This is a genomic window from uncultured Winogradskyella sp., assembly GCF_947495255.1.
In the GTDB taxonomy this organism is placed as follows: domain Bacteria; phylum Bacteroidota; class Bacteroidia; order Flavobacteriales; family Flavobacteriaceae; genus Winogradskyella.
In genome coordinates, this window is the sequence record NZ_CANLYI010000004.1 from 203,376 (window position 1) to 221,398 (window position 18,023).

20 protein-coding genes and 1 tRNA gene are annotated in these 18,023 nt (G+C 32.5%); 7 read left to right on the top strand and 14 right to left on the bottom strand.

Annotation, left to right across the window (positions count from 1 at the left end):
- Window position 1: 1 nt before the first annotated feature.
- Genes Q0807_RS07800 through Q0807_RS07810 form a run of 3 tightly spaced genes read right to left on the bottom strand, consistent with a single transcriptional unit; the run spans window position 2 to window position 2,674 of the window.
- Entirely contained in the window at window positions 2–1,393 is a 1,392-nt protein-coding gene (locus Q0807_RS07800; RefSeq protein WP_299108301.1) for a radical SAM protein, read from the bottom strand.
- On the bottom strand, window positions 1,383–2,126 hold the full coding sequence (locus Q0807_RS07805) for a prolipoprotein diacylglyceryl transferase (protein WP_299108303.1): 744 nt from the start codon (window positions 2,124–2,126) through the stop codon (window positions 1,383–1,385). Before Q0807_RS07805 ends, Q0807_RS07800 begins: the two co-directional genes overlap by 11 nt.
- 14 nt (window positions 2,127–2,140) lie before the next feature.
- Window positions 2,141–2,674, bottom strand: coding sequence for a hypothetical protein (locus tag Q0807_RS07810; protein WP_299108305.1), 534 nt, complete (start codon window positions 2,672–2,674; stop codon window positions 2,141–2,143).
- A 141-nt stretch (window positions 2,675–2,815) separates the two neighbouring features.
- On the opposite strand from Q0807_RS07810, the gene Q0807_RS07815 reads away from it, so the two are divergent.
- Both Q0807_RS07815 and dusB read left to right on the top strand, forming a co-directional pair.
- Window positions 2,816–3,469: a hypothetical protein gene (locus Q0807_RS07815; RefSeq protein WP_299108307.1), complete on the top strand. Its 654-nt coding sequence runs from the start codon at window positions 2,816–2,818 to the stop codon at window positions 3,467–3,469.
- An 11-nt stretch (window positions 3,470–3,480) separates the two neighbouring features.
- Entirely contained in the window at window positions 3,481–4,476 is a 996-nt protein-coding gene (gene dusB / locus Q0807_RS07820; protein WP_299108309.1) for a tRNA dihydrouridine synthase DusB, read from the top strand.
- 52 nt (window positions 4,477–4,528) lie between these two features.
- Here dusB and Q0807_RS07825 read toward each other — a convergent pair whose 3' ends face one another.
- Together Q0807_RS07825 and rbfA are read right to left on the bottom strand one after the other, a co-directional pair.
- Window positions 4,529–5,731, bottom strand: a complete 1,203-nt coding sequence (locus Q0807_RS07825) for an ABC transporter permease (RefSeq protein ID WP_299108311.1) — start codon at window positions 5,729–5,731, stop codon at window positions 4,529–4,531.
- The gene (gene rbfA / locus Q0807_RS07830; protein ID WP_299108313.1) at window positions 5,732–6,130 is read right to left on the bottom strand and encodes a 30S ribosome-binding factor RbfA; all 399 of its coding nucleotides are present in this window, start codon (window positions 6,128–6,130) and stop codon (window positions 5,732–5,734) included.
- Window positions 6,131–6,274: 144 nt separating this feature from the next.
- On the opposite strand from rbfA, the gene mce reads away from it, so the two are divergent.
- The 5 genes from mce to Q0807_RS18935 all read left to right on the top strand — a co-directional run bounded on the left by mce (window position 6,275) and on the right by Q0807_RS18935 (window position 7,999).
- The gene (gene mce, locus Q0807_RS07835; protein ID WP_299108315.1) at window positions 6,275–6,679 is read left to right on the top strand and encodes a methylmalonyl-CoA epimerase; all 405 of its coding nucleotides are present in this window, start codon (window positions 6,275–6,277) and stop codon (window positions 6,677–6,679) included.
- Between the two features lie 81 nt (window positions 6,680–6,760).
- Window positions 6,761–6,834, top strand: a tRNA-Ile gene (locus tag Q0807_RS07840).
- Window positions 6,835–6,968: 134 nt separating this feature from the next.
- The gene (locus Q0807_RS07845; protein WP_299108660.1) at window positions 6,969–7,289 is read left to right on the top strand and encodes an alpha/beta hydrolase; all 321 of its coding nucleotides are present in this window, start codon (window positions 6,969–6,971) and stop codon (window positions 7,287–7,289) included.
- A gap of 2 nt (window positions 7,290–7,291) precedes the next feature.
- The gene (locus Q0807_RS07850) at window positions 7,292–7,645 is read left to right on the top strand and encodes a hypothetical protein (protein WP_299108317.1); all 354 of its coding nucleotides are present in this window, start codon (window positions 7,292–7,294) and stop codon (window positions 7,643–7,645) included.
- 126 nt (window positions 7,646–7,771) lie between these two features.
- Entirely contained in the window at window positions 7,772–7,999 is a 228-nt protein-coding gene (locus tag Q0807_RS18935) for a TMEM175 family protein (RefSeq protein ID WP_367180239.1), read from the top strand.
- Window positions 8,000–8,671: 672 nt separating this feature from the next.
- On the opposite strand, the gene Q0807_RS07860 is transcribed toward Q0807_RS18935, so the two are convergent.
- From Q0807_RS07860 to Q0807_RS07900, 9 genes are read right to left on the bottom strand one after another with little or no spacing between them, the layout of a single operon-like run.
- A complete protein-coding gene (locus tag Q0807_RS07860; RefSeq protein WP_299108319.1) occupies window positions 8,672–9,967 on the bottom strand; it encodes a TRAP transporter large permease in 1,296 nt (431 codons plus the stop codon).
- Window position 9,968: 1 nt separating this feature from the next.
- Window positions 9,969–10,430: a TRAP transporter small permease gene (locus Q0807_RS07865; protein WP_299108321.1), complete on the bottom strand. Its 462-nt coding sequence runs from the start codon at window positions 10,428–10,430 to the stop codon at window positions 9,969–9,971.
- Window positions 10,430–11,410, bottom strand: a complete 981-nt coding sequence (locus tag Q0807_RS07870) for a TRAP transporter substrate-binding protein (RefSeq protein ID WP_299108332.1) — start codon at window positions 11,408–11,410, stop codon at window positions 10,430–10,432. The genes Q0807_RS07865 and Q0807_RS07870 overlap by 1 nt, the downstream gene beginning before the upstream one ends.
- A gap of 20 nt (window positions 11,411–11,430) precedes the next feature.
- Window positions 11,431–12,840: a glucuronate isomerase gene (gene uxaC, locus Q0807_RS07875; RefSeq protein WP_299108334.1), complete on the bottom strand. Its 1,410-nt coding sequence runs from the start codon at window positions 12,838–12,840 to the stop codon at window positions 11,431–11,433.
- Entirely contained in the window at window positions 12,837–14,006 is a 1,170-nt protein-coding gene (locus Q0807_RS07880; RefSeq protein WP_299108336.1) for a DUF4861 family protein, read from the bottom strand. Before Q0807_RS07880 ends, uxaC begins: the two co-directional genes overlap by 4 nt.
- Window positions 14,007–14,801, bottom strand: a complete 795-nt coding sequence (locus Q0807_RS07885; protein WP_299108338.1) for a gluconate 5-dehydrogenase — start codon at window positions 14,799–14,801, stop codon at window positions 14,007–14,009.
- A 1-nt stretch (window position 14,802) separates the two neighbouring features.
- Window positions 14,803–15,642, bottom strand: a complete 840-nt coding sequence (gene kduI, locus Q0807_RS07890; RefSeq protein ID WP_299108340.1) for a 5-dehydro-4-deoxy-D-glucuronate isomerase — start codon at window positions 15,640–15,642, stop codon at window positions 14,803–14,805.
- Window positions 15,643–15,670: 28 nt separating this feature from the next.
- Window positions 15,671–16,852: a mannonate dehydratase gene (gene uxuA, locus Q0807_RS07895; protein ID WP_299108342.1), complete on the bottom strand. Its 1,182-nt coding sequence runs from the start codon at window positions 16,850–16,852 to the stop codon at window positions 15,671–15,673.
- A gap of 12 nt (window positions 16,853–16,864) precedes the next feature.
- On the bottom strand, window positions 16,865–17,692 hold the full coding sequence (locus tag Q0807_RS07900; RefSeq protein WP_299108344.1) for an SDR family oxidoreductase: 828 nt from the start codon (window positions 17,690–17,692) through the stop codon (window positions 16,865–16,867).
- Between the last annotated feature and the right edge of the window lie 331 nt (window positions 17,693–18,023).

The window sequence follows — 18,023 nt, forward strand, 5'->3', positions numbered from 1 at the left end:
GTTATATTTCATTTCTAAGTTCTTCTAATCGTGCTTTTTTGTCATCCCTATAAAAGAGATTCATCGTTTCAAAAGGAATAATTTTATTGTCCTTACCTACAATATGTACACAAGATTTTTTAATCGCTCTCACATCAAAATTATAAGCGTCAATAAATTGCATAATAATCACTCTAAACAAGTTGTCGTAACCCAAATTTGGTGCATCAATATTGGGCAAGCAGCACATAATAGACTTTAAGTTTTCTTCAGCAACCTCAACCGAATTCCCTGTACTAAACAACTCAATCATTTTATCTTGAAGCTGAGAATCCTGCTCATAAATAATGGTATTTTTACTATTGTCTAATAAATCGTTCGGATTAATATAACGCGTTAATGGTAACACTTCATCACCTAATTTTAAAGCATAACCCATTACTAACGCATCTGGGTTACAAGGTACAGGCAATAAATCATCAGGATTAAAAATATTCGTTTGCTCCATAATTTTGCGACGCACTTCCGTTAAAGTCATGCGATCCGTTTCTGGATTAAAATTATCTAAGCGACCAGCAATTTGAGTGGGTTGAAGCGTAACACCTCTCACACATTTCTGTTTTAAAGCAAAGTCTATTATTTTTCCTATTTCGTTATCATTTAAACCTTTTTGAAGCGTAACCACCAAAGTTGTTGATAGGTTTAGTTTATTGAGATTTTCTATCGCTTGCTTTCTTATATCATTTAAATCTGCTCCTCGTAATTCACGCAATACACTATTTTCAAATGAATCAAATTGGAGATAGATTTCAAAATCTGGAGCGTAGGTTTTCAGTCTTTCAGCAAAAGCGAAATCTTTAGCAATTTTAATTCCATTGGTATTCAACATTAAATGTCTAATAGGTAAGGATTTTGCATAGTCCATAATTTCCCAAAACTGTGGATGTATGGTTGGTTCACCTCCAGAAATTTGTACCACATCTGGTTCCTTTTCATTCTTTACAATAGTGTCTAACATGGCCTTAACTTCTTCGAGTGTGCGATGTCTTCCGTATGTTGGAGAAGAGCCAGCATAACACGTTGGGCATGTTAAATTGCAACGATCTGTTACCTCAATAACCGTTAAGCAACTGTGTTGCTCATGGTCTGGACACAAACCACAATCGTAAGGGCAACCATAATCTGTTTTGGTATTGAATTTATATGGCGTTTCACTTGGTTTATTGTAGTTTCTTATGTTTTTGTAATACTCAATATCGTCTGCAATTAACACCTTAGAATTGCCATGTTCTTTACAGCGTTTTAGCATGTAAACATTATCATTTTCAAATACTATTTTAGCATCAATACGTTTTAAACATTCAGGACAAAGGCTTAATGTAAAATCGTAATAAGTGTAGTTTCTAACTGGCATTCTTAAGGCTTTGAAAGATGAATTTATAATAGTATATGTAACAAATTACACATAATAGTTGAATGCTACTTAGTCCGAAGACATAAAATACATTCGGCTTTAAAAATTCTATAAAAAAGCGAAACCCAAAGTAGCTTAACATAAAGAGTTTAAAAAGGTTTCCATTTTTTAAGTTTGAATTCTTTTTAATATGGTTTAAAATAAAAAATAGAAGGATTAAAAAAGTGAGTTCATAAAGTGATGTTGGATGACGGCTTATACCATTGCCTAAGTCCATTCCGAAAATTGAAGTGGTTTCACTCCCATAGGTGAATTCGTTTATTCCAGATAAGAAACAGCCAATGCGTCCTATAAAAATCCCAAGCACAATAGGAAAGACAAAAAGGTCTCCAGAAGATTGTTTTTCGCCAATAATTTTCTTCGCTAATTCTACGCCAAGTAAACCACCAAATAAACCACCTATTATGGTTTTTGTATTAAGTAATTGAAGCAGATTTTGTTGCGTGTATTCAACAAGTGGGTTTTCTAGTATACCAACTAAGCGAGAACCAATTAAAGCACCTAAAGCTGCACCAAGAATAATTGATAAACGATTATTAGAAGAGATAACATCTTTTTGCCTTCGTTTTAAGAAAATATAATATCTAAAACCAAGAAAAAACGCAGCATACTCTAAAATTAGATGTATGTTAATATGGTAACCAAATATTATAGGTTCAAAAGGAATTTGCAAATTGCTTCTTTAAATTAAACACCTAAAATTTTAGCATCTACTCTAAATTTAGTGTCAATAATAATATCATGAGTTTCACTAATCGTTTCGTCTGTAACGGTTTTTACACGTAAATTAAAATTATCTTTTTTAATATATGCTTTCAGTTCTTCTCCAAGAACATTTAATTCAACAAGGTTAGAATTGGTATTTTCTAAATCGAATACATTGGCAATTTCTAATTCTTCTAAATCCTCAGCTTCAATATAAATATGTACTTCTTTCAAGAAATTGAAATTACCGCTTTCTGGAGCATCAATAGTAAGTTTTAAGTTCTTTAATTTAATGCTTTCAATTAAGTCTTTATGCGTGTTGTTACTTTCAAAATTTGAATCTGATTCTGTTGTAACATCTGGAGTATCTAAACTAAAAGGTGTGTTTATTATGGTTGTCGCTGCAACGGAATAATTAGTCTGATAGTCTAAATCGAATTTGGTTAAATCATCCACAACATCGCAACTATTGAGGACAACAAATGCTAGGAATAATGTAAGTAGGTTGTTTTTCATAAAAAATAGATTTGGACGTAAATATACATTTTATAGTGAAACCACATTATAACACTCAAAAAAACAATACAAATTCTAAATTATTGAGGTTAATAAGGTTCATTGTATATTTGCAGCCAAATTAATCTAATTTTAAAATTCATGTTAAAAAAATCACTTACTATACTTTCGTTGTTTTTAGTACTTTGTTCTTGTTGGAAAGATAAAAGTCCTGAAGATTTAATTCGTTTAAAAGATAAGTTTAAATCTCAAGTTTCGGATTTTGAAAGTAAGAAAGAGGTTGCCAATAAAAAGGTATCTCAAGGTTTAGAATCTTTAGGTGAGTTAAAATTAGCTTTAGAAGATGCTAAAAATGAAGACAAGGAATTTGCTAAAGTTTATGGTGATTGGGAAAAAGTAGATAAGCGCGTTAATAACTTAAATAAAGAGTATGAAGATTTAAAAACTAAAGCTTCAAATTTATTTACAGCAATGGAAACGCAAACCAACAGCTTAAGTGATGAGAAAAGTAGAAACACCTTGTTAAAAGCGATAAATAAAGCCAAAACAAAGTATAATGTAACCTTAGAAAATACTTCTGAGGCTATTGGTAAATTAAGATTATTACATAAAGATGCTGTTGAAGTGGTTAAAGCTTTAGAAGTGGCAGCAGCTTTAAATTCGTTCGATTCTATAAACGGACAAATGAAAAGTATTGAAGATAGAGTAGATGGCATTATGCAAGAATTAAATGTTGCAGTTGTTGAGAGTAAAAAGCTCTACGAGAAAAAAATAACTGAATTAGACAACGACTAAAAAGAGACAACTTGGTTAAAATAGGCGACATAGAATTACCAGACTTCCCATTGCTTTTAGCACCTATGGAAGATGTAAGCGATCCTCCATTTAGAGCATTGTGCAAAGAGCAAGGCGCAGATGTGGTGTACACAGAATTTATTTCTAGCGAAGGCTTAATCCGTGATGCTGCAAAAAGCGTTATGAAATTAGATATCTACGAAAAAGAACGACCAGTTGGTATTCAGATTTTTGGTGCCAATATGGAAAGCATGTTGCAGACCATTGATATTGTAGAGAAATCTAATCCAGATATTATTGATATAAACTTTGGTTGTCCTGTTAAAAAGGTAGTGTCTAAAGGTGCCGGAGCAGGTATCTTAAAAGATATCTGTTTAATGGAACAGCTCACTGCAGAAATGGTAAAAAGGACCAATTTACCAGTTACTGTGAAAACACGTTTAGGTTGGGATCACGATTCGATAAGGATTGTTGAGGTTGCAGAACGTTTGCAAGATGTTGGTTGTGCTGCTATTTCTATACATGGCAGAACTAGAGCGCAAATGTATAAAGGTGATGCAGATTGGAAACCTATTGCTGAGGTAAAAAATAATCCACGTATGCATATTCCTGTTTTTGGAAATGGAGATATTACGTCGCCAGAAAGAGCAATGGAAATGCGAGATTCTTATGGATTAGATGGCGCAATGATTGGTAGAGCAACCATTGGAAATCCGTGGTTTTTTAAACAAGTAAAACACTTTTTCGAAACAGGAGAACATTTAGCACCAATATCATTAGCAGAACGAGTAGAGGCTGCTAGACGTCATCTTCAAATGGCAATTGATTGGAAAGGCGAAACTTTAGGTGTTTTTGAAACCCGCAGACATTATACCAACTATTTTAGAGGTATTCCACACTTTAAAGAATATAGAATGAAAATGGTTACTAGCGACGATTCTAAAGATGTATTTGCTGCTTTTGATGAGGTTTTAGATAAGTTTTCAGACTATCAGTTTACGTCTTAAGTATTTTTAAAGGCTCCAAAGTTGAAACGTCAGAAAGGTTTAAAATTCGTTTTTAGCTCTTAATTAGACTAGGTGTAATACGTTGAGAAGCAATTTTAGAAGCTACAATTCCTAGAGCAAAAATCGTTATTAAAACCACAATAACATTAAAGAAGTTAAGACGCACAGGATAAGCTAAATCTGGCGTTAGCATTACAAACTCAAAATTCTGCTGTAAAAACACTACTAATAAGCCAATTGTAACGCCAATAAGTCCACTTACAACAGTCATTAAACTACCTTGTAAAAAGAAGATGGACTTAATGATTTTAGTTTCTGTACCTAAGTGATATAAGGTGTTTAGTGATTTCTTTTTATCTAAAATCATCATAATAATGGCGCCAATAACATTAAAAAGTGCTATAACAATGACTAGAGTAAAGATGAGGTAAATGGCAAGGTTTTCGGTGTTTAGCATCTTAAACAAAGCATCATTTAATTCAGCTCTATTTTTAATGATAAACTTATTTCCAAAGGACGCTTCAAGTTGCGCTCTAATGTCATTTTCGTTACTATTAGGTTTCAATTTAAGTTCGATAGCACTTAATTGTCCGTCAGAATAGCTTAGTAAGCGTTTTGCTAATTCAATATCAGAAAAGATATATTTGTTATTCAATTCTTCATTGATTTCAAACAAACCAACATTATTTACAAAAACCGAATTATAATAACCTTTAGGTGTACTCGCTTGTCCTACGCCTACTTTTGGTACATAGAGCGATAAAGGTTTAAGATAATTTATAATACCAAAAGAGAGATTGTTAGAAATTCCCCAACCAGAAACCACTTCATTACTTCCTGGTGATATCCAATTACCTTTGGTTACCATAGAATCAATATTAGTTACTTTTAGGTAATTAGCATCTACGCCTTTTAAAGTAGCAACAAGATTTTTGTTATTAGATTTTATGAAGATACGTTCCTCTATAATTTCAGAATAAGAAGCAATACCTTCAATTTTAAGCAATGTTACTTTATCATTTTCTTCCCATTGAAACGATTTTCCTTCCGATGGTATTATTTTTAAATCTGGATCTACAAATGAAGAATACTGAAGACTAAAATCCTTTAAGCCAGCGAAAACAGACAATACAATAAAAAGTGCTGCAGATGCAATAATGACGCCTCCAGAAGCAATTAATGTCATTATATTAATAGCATTATTACTGCTTTTAGAAAACAAATATCGTTTTGCTATATATAAAGGAAAATTCACTTAAGACTTTTTACGCTTACCTAATAAATCTGGATCTTCTAATGGGTTGTCTTCGCCTTTTAGCGAGCGCTCAATACCATCAATATATTCTAGAGAATCATCAATAAAAAACTCTAATTGTGGCATACGTCTTAATTGGTGACGCGTACGTTGAGACAACTCGTGTCTTATAAGTGGTTTATTAGACCTAATACCTTCTAGTAAAGGTTGTGCTTCTTTATTTGGGAAAATACTAAGATATACCTTAGCCACAGATAGGTCTGTAGTAACATTTACCTTACTCACAGAAATAATTACACCACGCAAACCACCATCAGTTGCTGCTTTTTGTAATACTTGTGCTAAGTCTTGTTGGAGTATACCTCCTATTTTTTTTTGTCTTTGTGTAAATTCTTCCATAATGCCTTTTCTAACTAATCGTCTGCAAAAGTAGATGATATTTAAGGATTATCTTATTTTTGATAGTAGAATTTGACTTTAAGAGTCAATAACATGAAGATTTAAGTCACAATTTAAAAGATAACTGCGCTGGCAGGCATAAACATGAAAAAAATTGAACACATTGGCATTGCTGTGAAAGACCTAGAAAATTCTAATCACTTGTTTAAGGCTTTATTTGGGAAAAAACATTACAAGATTGAAGATGTAGAGAGTGAAGGTGTTAAAACATCATTTTTTAAATGTGGACCTAATAAAATTGAATTGCTTCAGGCAACAAATAAAGAGAGTCCTATTGCTAAATTCATTGAGAAAAAAGGAGAAGGTATTCACCATATAGCATTTGCTGTAGATAATATTGAAGCGGAAATAGAACGCTTAACAGGTGAAGGTTTTACAATGATTCATGCAAAACCAAAAAAAGGAGCAGATAATAAGTTAATCGCTTTTTTACACCCAAAATCTACAAATGGAGTTCTTATTGAGCTATGTCAAGAGATTAAGGAATAAAAATTCTTGTAGAGTTTTAAAATATGTAGTAATATTGCACACTCTTTTAAATAAGAGATAAAATTAACAGCAATGTTAATTGGTCCCATAGCTCAGTTGGTTAGAGCACCTGACTCATAATCAGGTGGTCCTTGGTTCGAGCCCAAGTGGGACCACTTTAATAAAGACAAGCCTTTCGAGAAATCGAGAGGTTTTCTTTTTTTATACCAGTACAACATATGTACAACAATTGGCCTTTCTTTTGTTTTTATTTATTCTTAACTCTAAAATCACTTAAATAATCTTTATACTGACGTTCTCCAATGGAGCTAATATTGCTGGTTCAACATTAGTGCTTTATCCCGATTTTTTATATGGATCTATTTTGTTTAGGCCTATGCTTCCTTTTAAGAAAATGCCAGCATTTCAAACGACTAAAAAGGTTCCTGTTTTTATTAGTTCAGGAAATTTGGATGGCATGGTTAGTACGTCAGAAATTAAAAATTATACAAATTTATTAGAAGAGAATCAATTTAATATAGAGCATCATCAATTAAATACAGGACATAATTTAACGGATGAAGATGTGGTACTGGCTGTAAAATGGGTGCATAATAATTTCAAATTATAACTATGGATTTTAAAATCACAAGGATATATTCAGATACCAGAGGCGAAACACACTTTGAGGATCTGAATATTCCTTTAAATAATAAAGGAGATATAGGGTTTCTATCTGAAGCTCAAAAAGCAAATTCCATTATTTTTAGAAAAGTAACAGAAACCTATGATTATAATTTTCATGTATCACCTTCCCGTCAATATGTTATTTTGTTGGATGGTATAATAGAAGTTGAAACGTCTTTAGGAGATAAGCGCATTTTTCAATCTGGAGAAATCTTATTGCTTGATGACACAACAGGCAAAGGACACAAAACTAAGAATATACAAACTCAAGTTAGATCGTCATTATTTATTGAATTATAAAAAAAATAAAAGCAGATAACTAAGTAAAATTGGTTTAAACGAAGAACGAAGCGAAAATTGGAGAAATGTTAAATGATTAACAGAATAGATGATTAAGAAGGAACAAATAATAAATTATTAAAGGATATGAGAACAGGACGATTAGAAGCATTTAGTGATGGAGTATTTGCTATCATAATTACAATAATGGTACTTGAGCTTAAAGTACCTGAAGGCGACACTTTAGAGGCTCTAAAACCTCTACTGCCAACCTTTATAACATATGTATTAAGTTTTATTTATTTAGGGATCTATTGGAATAACCATCATCATTTATTGCATGCTTCTAGTTTGGTTAATGGTAAAGTCCTTTAGGCCAATTTACATCTTCTCTTTAGGTTGTCATTATTTCCTTTTGCGACTGGCTATATGGGAGAAAACCATTTTCAAAAGCTACGAACAGCATTGTATGGATTCGTACTTTTTATGGCTAGTATAGCTTGGTTTATTTTGATTAAAGTGTTACAGTCAACACATACTAGAGAGACTATATTACATAAATCATATAAAAATAAATCAAAGGATATTCTTTCTATATTAGCTTATGGTTTTGCAAGCATAATCAGCTTTTGGGAACCTGTTTATTCAGTTATAATATACGTTATGATTGCAATTATTTGGTTTGTACCAAATAAGGATTTAGAATAATAGAGGATTGTAGTTATCTAATTAACTTTAAAAGAAATATAATTAAAAGTAAAGGTGTTTTCTGCTAATAATCAGGTGCTTATTGATTCGAAACTAAGTGAGACCACTAATAAAATCAAGTCTTACAGAGATGTAGGGCTTTTTTTATCCCAATATTTTATAATTATTATTTAGCTTAAATGTGAAAAATGTTTAAACCTATAGAAATTATAAATTTTCTCTATTTTTTTTGTCTAAAGGGGTAGATTATTTGAATAAACTTAAGGTTTTATAAGATTTAGACAGACATTTAAATTCATATTCTGAAAGGAAATATGAATTTTTGATGACTATAAGTTATTATAAATTAAACAAACTTGGTAACCATAGTGTTAATTGCGGAAAATAGGTTACTAAAAACAAAGCCACTATCATTGCTAAAAACAATGGTAATAAAGGTTTCATAACTTTTTGTATGGTGGTTTGAGCGACACCAACTCCTACAAATAAGACGGAGCCAACAGGTGGAGTACATAGCCCAATACATAAATTAAGAACCATTATTATACCGAACTGAACAGGATCCATTCCTAAATCAACTACAACGGGTAAAAAAATTGGTGTAAATATTAATACAGCAGGAGTCATATCCATAAAAATTCCTACAAATAGTAATATTAAATTGATAATTAATAAAATGATGATTTTATTATCACTTATTGCCAATAAAGATGAACTAATATTCTGAGGTATATTCTCATAAGACATCACCCAAGACATACTCATAGAAGCACCAATTAATAACATTACAACCGCGGTTGTAACTGACGAATCTAATAGAATTTCTGGTAATGACTTCATGTTTATTTCCTTATAAACGAACCCTAAAACTAAAGTATAAAATACAGCAATTGCAGAAGCTTCTGTAGCCGTAAAAACACCTGTAACAATACCTCCAATTACAATTACCAAAAGGAATAAGCTTGGTAGAGCATCAATAAATGTTTTAAAGACTTCTTTAAACGAACTTCTTTTACCTAGTTTATATCTCTTTTTTTTTGCCCAAAAGGAGGCAACTATCATTAAAAATAACCCTGTTAAAATTCCAGGAATATAGCCTGCTAAAAATAAGGCAGCAATAGAAACTCCACCACTGGCTAATGAATACACAATTAACACATTACTAGGTGGAATTATAAGACCGGTTGTTGCAGAAGTAATGTTTACGGCTGCTCCAAATTCTTTAGAATATCCCTCTTTTTCCATTTCTGGTCCAAGAATACTTCCCATCGCAGAAGCAGAAGCCATTGCCGAACCTGCAATTGCGCCCATCAGCATAGCACCGATAACATTAATTAACGCTAAGCCACCAGGCAATGATCCAACTAAGGTTTTTGCAAATGCAATGAGCCTGTGGGCAATTCCACCTTTGTTCATTAATTGGCCTGAGAGTATGAAAAAGGGTATAGCTAATAGGGCAAAACTATCTAAACCAGTACCCATCCGTTGAGAAACTGTTGTAAATGCAGGTAAAGCTGGAATACTTACTAACATCGTTAACACTGATGAAATGGAAATACTCCAAGCCACAGGTGTCCCTATTGAAAGCAGACACAGAAAACTAAATATTAAAACTAAAATAGGTATATAATCCATACTACTTAATATTTATAATGTCTGAAATTTTATAATAAATGATTAATAACCCACTTAAAGGAATAGCTAGATAAACCATAGCTAAGGGTATTTGTAATGCTGGAGATTGTTGGTCTAATACATATGTAATATAAACTAATCTACTACCTCCCATTACCATAGCAAACAATGCAAATACAACAATAATTACATACACTACTAATTTTAATTTTTTTTGAGTTTTTACAGTTGCTTTCTGTGGTAAAACATCAATAGCGACATGCATATTTTTCCCAGATACATAAGCAGCACCCAATATGCCTAACCATATCATTAAATAACGCGCCAACTCATCTGTAAAAGAACTTGGTGTACCCACTATAAACCTTGTAAATACTTGCCATAAGACATTTACAACCATTATGCCCATTATTAAAATAAGCAACTTGCTTAAAATGCTATCTATATTTTTTCTGACTGCCATTAGTTGTTATTTTTAATGCGACTTATTAGATCGAGCATATCTTTATCTTCTTTATAGGAATCATAAACAGTGTTAACATTATTAGAAAAGGCCTCTTTATCCGGCCTTATAATTGTTACTCCAGCTTTTTTAACCTCCTCTATTGCTTCTTTTTCTGCTTCAGCCCAAAGTTTACGTTGATAGGTAACTGAATTATTAACTGCTTCTTGTAACCATTTTTTTTCTTGATCTGATAGTTTTTTCCAAATGTGAGTTCCTATAATTAATACATCAGGTAAAACAGTATGTTCATCTAATGAATAATATTTACAAACTTCGTAATGTCTAGATAAGTAAAAACTCGGTGGATTATTCTCTGCACCATCAACAACACCTTGTTGTAACGAAGTGTATAACTCTCCCCAAGAAATAGGTGTAGCCGAACCGCCAAGACTTTTTACCATATCCATAGCAGTAACGCTTTCCATCACTCTAATCTTTAGACCTTTTAAATCTTTAGGTGTGTATATGGGTTTGTCTTTGGTATAAAAACTTCTACTACCAGCATCATAATAGCATAGTCCTTTTACCCAATACTGAGTTCCTTCATCTAACAATTCTTGTCCAGTTGGACCATCTAAAATACTGAAAGCGTGTTGTTTATCTTTAAATAAATATGGCAAACCAAACACTTTCATTCTTGGTGCAAAGTTTTCCATAACGCCTACAGAAACTTTTGTCATATCTAGGCTTCCTATTTGAAGTAACTCTATACATTCACGTTCAGTTCCTAATTGTTGACTGGGATAAATTTCTAAAGCCATTTTACCTCCAGAAATTTCTATTAAATCCTCACCCATTTTAACCATAGCCTTATGAACTGAATGATTAACATCTAATCCATGTGCCAATTTAATAGTTTGAGTTTCATCTAAATCCTCGCAACTAAAAACTAAACTAAACACAGCTAAAGCGAATACTATTTTCTGCAATATTTTCATATAAAGTGAGCTTTTAATGTTTATAAAAAGTTGAAATATGCTTTTGCGTTATTATAGCTAATGTCTGAAACCATTTTGCCTATACATTCCATTTCCTCTTTTGGTAATTCGCCACGTTTAACCTCATCACCCAATAGGTTGCATAAAATGCGTCTAAAATAGTCGTGTCTTGGAAAGGATAAGAAACTGCGTGAATCGGTTAACATTCCTATAAAACAACTAATCAACCCCATGTTTGACAAAGCGTTTAATTGTTTGGTCATACCATCTTTTTGATCTAAAAACCACCAGCCAGAACCAAATTGGACTTTACCCTTAACACTGCCATCATTAAAATTACCAATCATAGTGGCCATTACTTCGTTATCTGCAGGATTAAGATTATATATAATAGTTTTACATAGTTTATCCTTACTATCTAGGGTGTTTAAAAATGCTGAAAGCTTTTGTGCTTGCGGATAATCACCAATAGAATCCCAACCTGTATCCGGACCTAAAATTGAGTGCATGCGTTTATTATTATTACGCAATGCACCAATATGAAATTGCTGAACCCAACCAAACTCGTAATAGGTTTCACATAAAAACAATAGGATGGCTGTTTCAAATTTTAAAACTTCAGTGTGTAATAATATTTCACCTTTTCTTTTCTTCTTGAAAATAGTATCTATTTCATTTTCTGTAAAGGTTTCAAAAACCATTTGGCTTATACCATGATCACAAAGTCTACAACCGTTAGTATGAAAGTATTCAATTCTACTTCTTAAAGCATCTTTTAAATCGCGATACGTTTCAATGATTGATCCTGTTACTTTGGCTAGGCTATCTACATAAGCATTGTAACCTTCATTGGCAATTAAGAAGGCCTTGTCTGGCCGAAAAGCGGTATTTACTTTAACTTCAAAATTACTTTTCGCTAATGCTTTGTGATGTTCTAAGCTATCGATAGGATCTTCCGTTGTACAAACTAATTCAACATTAACTTTACGAAGCAAGTTTCTACAGCTATAAGCGCTGCTACTTAATTGTTCTGAAGTTGTTTCGTATATTTTTTCAGCTGATTTTTCGTTTAATAAATCAGTAATATCAAAGTATCGAGATAATTCTAAATGTGTCCAATGATACAATGGATTGCGCATAGTGTAAGGCACTGTTTTTGCCCATTCCATAAACTTTTGTTTATCTGACGCATCACCTGTAATAAACTTTTCCTTTACACCTAAAGTACGCATGGCACGCCATTTATAGTGATCACCATTGATCCAAACTTTAGTTAAATTATTATATATTTTATCTTCTAAAATCTCTTGAGGTGGTAAATGATTATGATAATCTATTATAGGTTGATTTTTAGAGTAGTTATGATATAACTCTTCAGCATATTGATTTTCTAAAAGAAAATTACCGTGTATAAAATTTTTATTTATCATTTTTGAAATTCAATGATTAAAGGTGTTTTTAATTTTTTTGAAAAGTTACTTAAGTAAGCATCCCATTGTTGTTGAGTATTAAATTGCCCATTTTTTTTCCAACCAAATCCCGCATAATAAACGACTGTATTATTAGCCACGGTTAACTGAGCATATAAATTACTTTCATCATTCTTGGAAGTGATATATTTATCAAAGTCTTTGATGGTATTTATTGCAACTAAACCTAAACCTAATTCAGAATCATCAAAGGGCTCCCAATAACTCATCCAACCTTCATTTAGGTTGGTTTTACTGATGCCATCTTGTTTATGTAATGTTATTCCTGCAGAAATTGAATCGGTTCCAGAAAGGTGAATTTCAAAACGCGATAGGTTTTGACCATAATCTAAAGAAATGTGTTTTGTTTCCTTTATTTCTTTTCCATTGGCAGACCAAGTTGCATATTCTAAGATAAAACTAGTTCGTATTGGTCCTGAGGTTATTGTTTTTGATGAGATGAAATTTTTAGAAAAAGCATATGTACTGTCTGTTTTTACGGCAATACCACCTATGCCGCGACTTGCTCCAACATGAAAATTATCTAAACCTTCACCTGTGTCTTTATGATATGATCCAATGCCAGACGTATGTTTTTTATACCATTTGTTAATAATTGGGTATTCTACTCGTTTTAACCAAGCGTCTATTCCGCTAGACAGGGTACCGCCTTTAACGCTATCTTCAATCATTTTTTGAGCTGTTGGCCCATAGGTTCTAAAAGCAACTTTATTGTTTTCCCAAGCGTAATCATCCGTGCGTTCTGGTACAAAACGCGAATAACAACGTATTAAAGTACTGTCTTGTATTTTATTAGTATTTACACCAATAATTTTATAGGTCTTTGTACGATTTGCAGAAATTTTCGGTTGAAAAAGTAAAACCTCATTAATTCCATCTAGATTATAATCAACCGTTTGAGAAATAATTTCTTCTTTGGTTTCAATATCAATAACCTTGTAAAAATCTGATTTTATTGTTGCTAAAATTTGTTCGCTGATTTCAACAGTTTCAAAACTTTTATCGATATCTAGGGTGTTTTGCACAGTAAAGAGAATTTCTTTTGATTCTTTTTTATCACATGAAAAACAAATAATAGTTAATAAAATGTATAAGATTTTTTTCATTTATAGTTCATTTGAAGGTTTTCCTATTGTTGCTAAAATTCCACCATCAACATATAAAATATGACCATTAACAAAGTCACTTGCTTTAGAACTTAAGAATATGGCTGCTCCTGCCAAATCCTCTGGGTTTCCCCATTTGGCAGCAGGTGTTCGATTTACAATAAAATCATTAAATGGATGTCCATCTACTCGTATTGGTGCTGTTTGAGATGTGGCAAAATAGCCTGGCCCAATTCCATTAACTTGTATATTAAATCTAGCCCATTCTGTGGCCATATTTTTAGTCAACATTACTAAACCACCTTTTGCTGCAGCATAAGCACCAACCGTATTTCTTCCTAATTGACTCATCATAGAACAAATATTTATGATTTTACCTTCTTGGCGTTCCATCATACCTTTTACAACATGTTTGGACACTATAAATGGACTTACCAAGTCAATATTTAAAACGTGTTTAAAGTCTTCAACTTCCATTTCTGCTAAAGGTGTGCGTTTTATAATCCCTGCATTATTAACTAGGATATCAATAAAACCGACTTCGTTTACAATTTTTGCTAAGTTTTTAATAACATCAGCTTCATCTGCAACATTAAACTTATAACCGATAGCCTTAACTCCTTCTTTTTTATAGTGAGCAACAGCAGTGTCAATTTTTTCTTGGGAAGAATTTCCATTTACAATGATGGTTGCTCCTGCTTTTCCTAAACCCATGGCCATGGCCATACCTAAACCATGTGTACTTCCGGTTATAAGGGCGATTTTTCCTTTTATATTAAATAGTTCTTGCGACATATTATCTTAAGTCCGTAATTTTTGCAACATCCATATCATTATAATCTAGATTTTCACCAGCCATTCCCCAAATAAATGTATAGTTTGAAGTACCAGAACCTGAGTGAATAGACCATGGTGGTGAAATTACAGCTTCATGGTTATGCATCCATATGTGACGCGTTTCCTGTGGTTGTCCCATAAAGTGGCAAACCGCTTGTTCTTTGGGTACATCTAAATAGAAATAGATTTCCATTCTGCGATCATGGACATGTGCTGGCATTGTATTCCAAACACTTCCTGTTTTTAATTCTGTCATTCCCATTTGTAATTGGCAGGTGGTAATTATTCCTCCAATTATCATTTGGCTAACAGTTCTATGATTAGCTGTTTCTAAACTTCCTAATTCAATTTTATTGGCTTCAGCTAGACTTGTTTTTTTTGTTGGATAGGCGTTGTGTGCTGGTGCAGAATTCATATAGAATTTAGCAGGATTACTACTGTCATCACTCATAAATATCACCTCTTTTGCTCCTTTACCAATGTATAAAGCATCTTTGTGATTTACTTTAAAAATGTCTCCATCAACAGAAATACTTCCACTACCACCAACATTAATAATTCCAAGTTCGCGACGCTCTAGAAAGTAATCAGCTTTTAAGGGATCTATGGTTTCTAGTTTTAAATCTGATGTTGGTACTGCTCCTCCTGCCATATAACGATCGTAATGCGTGTAAACGAATTTTACTTTGCCGGTCTGCATTAAATCTGGAATTAAAAACTCATCTCGTAATTGTTTAGTGTTGTATTGTTTTACCGCTTTTGGGCTTGATGCGTAACGTGTTTCAAATATTGTTGACATATATATTATTTCTTAAATTAGTATAAATTTATAATGAACGTCTTATTCCAAGCTCCAAACCACGTAATTCGGCAAGTCCGCGTAAACGTCCGATTCCTGAATAACCAGGGTTTGTTTTCTTCTTTAAATCATCAAGCATTTTATGACCATGATCTGGTCTAAATGGCATCCGCAAATCTTTACGACCAGCGTTTACGCGCTTTTGTTGTTCTAAAACCAAAGCTTTAATCACAGCATACATATCTACGTCACCTTCTAAATGATCTGCTTCATGAAAGTTTCCTTCGATATCACGTTTTGTTGCACGCAAATGAATAAAATGAATACGATCTCCTAACCGCTCAATCATACCTGCTAAATCATTATCGCTTCTAACACCGAATGAACCTGTACAAAATGTTAATCCATTATTCGGACTTTTAACCGCATCGTACAAATCGACTATATCTTGCTCAGTACTTACAACTCTTGGTAATCCTAATATTGGAAATGGTGGATCATCTGGGTGAATGCACATTAATATTCCAGCACTTTCAGCCGAAGGAATAATTTCAGCCAGAAATGAAAACAAATTTGCTTTTAGTTCTTTTGGTCCTATATTTTCATATGTAGCTAAAATTCTATTAAATTCCTCTAGCGTATAACCCTCTTCCGCTCCAGGTAAACCTGCAATAATATTTTTTATTAATTGTTGTTTTTGTTCACCTTCAAGGTTTTCTAGATAAGCGATAGCTTTCATTTTCTGTTCTTCCGTATACTGGTTTTCAGCACTTGGACGTTTTAATAGAAATAATTCGAAAGCAGCAAAAGCAGCAGATTCAAAACGTAATGCTGTTGACTTATCTTCTAACTCATAGTCTAAGTTGGTACGTGTCCAATCTAAAACAGGCATAAAATTGTAGCATACGATATCAATATCGCACTTGCCAAGATTTAAAAGTGTTTGTTTATAGTTTTCTATGTATGTTTTATAACTGCCTGATCTGGTCTTTATGTTTTCATGAATAGGAACACTCTCTACTACAGACCACGTTAATCCAGCGCTTTCAATTTCAGCTTTCCGTTTTTTAATATCATCAATTGTCCAAATCTCACCATTTGGAATATGGTGTAATGCAGAAACTATGCCTGTTGCACCAGCTTGTTTTATATTTAAGAGAGACACTGGGTCTTTAGGGCCATACCATCTCCAAGTTTGTTCTAATTTCATATTTTATATATTTTAAACACCACTATATGCTGCAAAGCCTCCGTCTATTGGCACTACAACACCTGTAACAAATTTTGAACCTTCACCACATAACCAAAGGGTTGTTCCCACTAAATCTTCGGGTTCTCCATAACGATTCATTGGTGTTTGATCAATAATTTGCTGACCTCTATCAGTTAAAGCACCATCTTGATGTGTTAAAAGTGAACGATTTTGATCAGTTAAGAAAAATCCAGGAGCTAAAGCGTTAACACGAATTCCAACTTTTGAAAAATGAACTGCTAGCCATTGTGTAAAATTAGATACTGCTGCTTTTGCACCACTATAAGCAGGTATTTTGGTTAAAGGAGTAAAAGCATTCATTGATGAAATATTTAGAATACTACAGCCATCTCTGCCAACCATATCTTTAGTAAATATTTGTGTAGGTAATAATGTTCCTAAGAAATTTAAATTGAAGGTAAATTCTATGCCTTTAGGGTCGAGGTCAAAAAAAGTTTTGAAACCATCGGTGGTATTATTAAGATCTTCCATTTGAAAAAAAGGATTACTTGTTGTTCCCAAGGGATGATTACCACCTGCTCCATTTATTAAAATGTCACATTTTCCGAAGGCTAAATTAATTTCTTTTTTGGCTTCAATTAGTGAATTTTTTTCTAAAACGTTGGCTTCAATTCCAATAGCGTTTCCACCGTTTTTTATTATTTGATTAGCAACTTGATTTGCAGCTTCTTTTCGTAAATCTAACACTGCTATACGGTAACCTTCTTTTGCCAATGCTTCTGCAAGTGTACTGCAAAGTATACCTCCAGCACCAGTTAATACAACGACCTTTTTCATTAGTAGATAGTTTTATAATCTTTTTAATTAAGAAATTATTTTATAAATTAAATTTATGGTTAAATAGAAAAACAACAATACGTAATGAGGGGTTTAAAAGTTCATCTTTCTGTTTTTCAGAATATTAGGCTTAGCTAATGTTTTGTTTTTAATTAGGCTATTGATTTACTGGTATTATTATTGAAAAATGTAAAAGCATTATATTTTTAAGTTTTATGTAAAAAAGGACTATTGTATCACTTAATTTGAATTATAAAACAATACGATTGAATAACTTTGAGTATTTTACACTTGTTATAATTTTTTAAATGAAAAGGTCTTTTTTAAATTC

Excerpts from the sequence above, each read along its gene's own strand:
- Q0807_RS07800 (WP_299108301.1), bottom strand. The coding sequence starts at position 1,393 with ATGCCAGTTAGAAACTACACTTATTACGATTTTACATTAAGCCTTTGT.
- Q0807_RS07810 (WP_299108305.1), bottom strand. The coding sequence starts at position 2,674 with ATGAAAAACAACCTACTTACATTATTCCTAGCATTTGTTGTCCTCAAT.
- Q0807_RS07815 (WP_299108307.1), top strand. The coding sequence starts at position 2,816 with ATGTTAAAAAAATCACTTACTATACTTTCGTTGTTTTTAGTACTTTGT.
- rbfA (WP_299108313.1), bottom strand. The coding sequence starts at position 6,130 with ATGGAAGAATTTACACAAAGACAAAAAAAAATAGGAGGTATACTCCAA.
- mce (WP_299108315.1), top strand. The coding sequence starts at position 6,275 with ATGAAAAAAATTGAACACATTGGCATTGCTGTGAAAGACCTAGAAAAT.
- Q0807_RS07850 (WP_299108317.1), top strand. The coding sequence starts at position 7,292 with ATGGATTTTAAAATCACAAGGATATATTCAGATACCAGAGGCGAAACA.
- Q0807_RS18935 (WP_367180239.1), top strand. The coding sequence starts at position 7,772 with ATGAGAACAGGACGATTAGAAGCATTTAGTGATGGAGTATTTGCTATC.
- Q0807_RS07860 (WP_299108319.1), bottom strand. The coding sequence starts at position 9,967 with ATGGATTATATACCTATTTTAGTTTTAATATTTAGTTTTCTGTGTCTG.
- Q0807_RS07865 (WP_299108321.1), bottom strand. The coding sequence starts at position 10,430 with ATGGCAGTCAGAAAAAATATAGATAGCATTTTAAGCAAGTTGCTTATT.
- Q0807_RS07870 (WP_299108332.1), bottom strand. The coding sequence starts at position 11,410 with ATGAAAATATTGCAGAAAATAGTATTCGCTTTAGCTGTGTTTAGTTTA.
- uxaC (WP_299108334.1), bottom strand. The coding sequence starts at position 12,840 with ATGATAAATAAAAATTTTATACACGGTAATTTTCTTTTAGAAAATCAA.
- Q0807_RS07880 (WP_299108336.1), bottom strand. The coding sequence starts at position 14,006 with ATGAAAAAAATCTTATACATTTTATTAACTATTATTTGTTTTTCATGT.
- Q0807_RS07885 (WP_299108338.1), bottom strand. The coding sequence starts at position 14,801 with ATGTCGCAAGAACTATTTAATATAAAAGGAAAAATCGCCCTTATAACC.
- kduI (WP_299108340.1), bottom strand. The coding sequence starts at position 15,642 with ATGTCAACAATATTTGAAACACGTTACGCATCAAGCCCAAAAGCGGTA.
- uxuA (WP_299108342.1), bottom strand. The coding sequence starts at position 16,852 with ATGAAATTAGAACAAACTTGGAGATGGTATGGCCCTAAAGACCCAGTG.
- Q0807_RS07900 (WP_299108344.1), bottom strand. The coding sequence starts at position 17,692 with ATGAAAAAGGTCGTTGTATTAACTGGTGCTGGAGGTATACTTTGCAGT.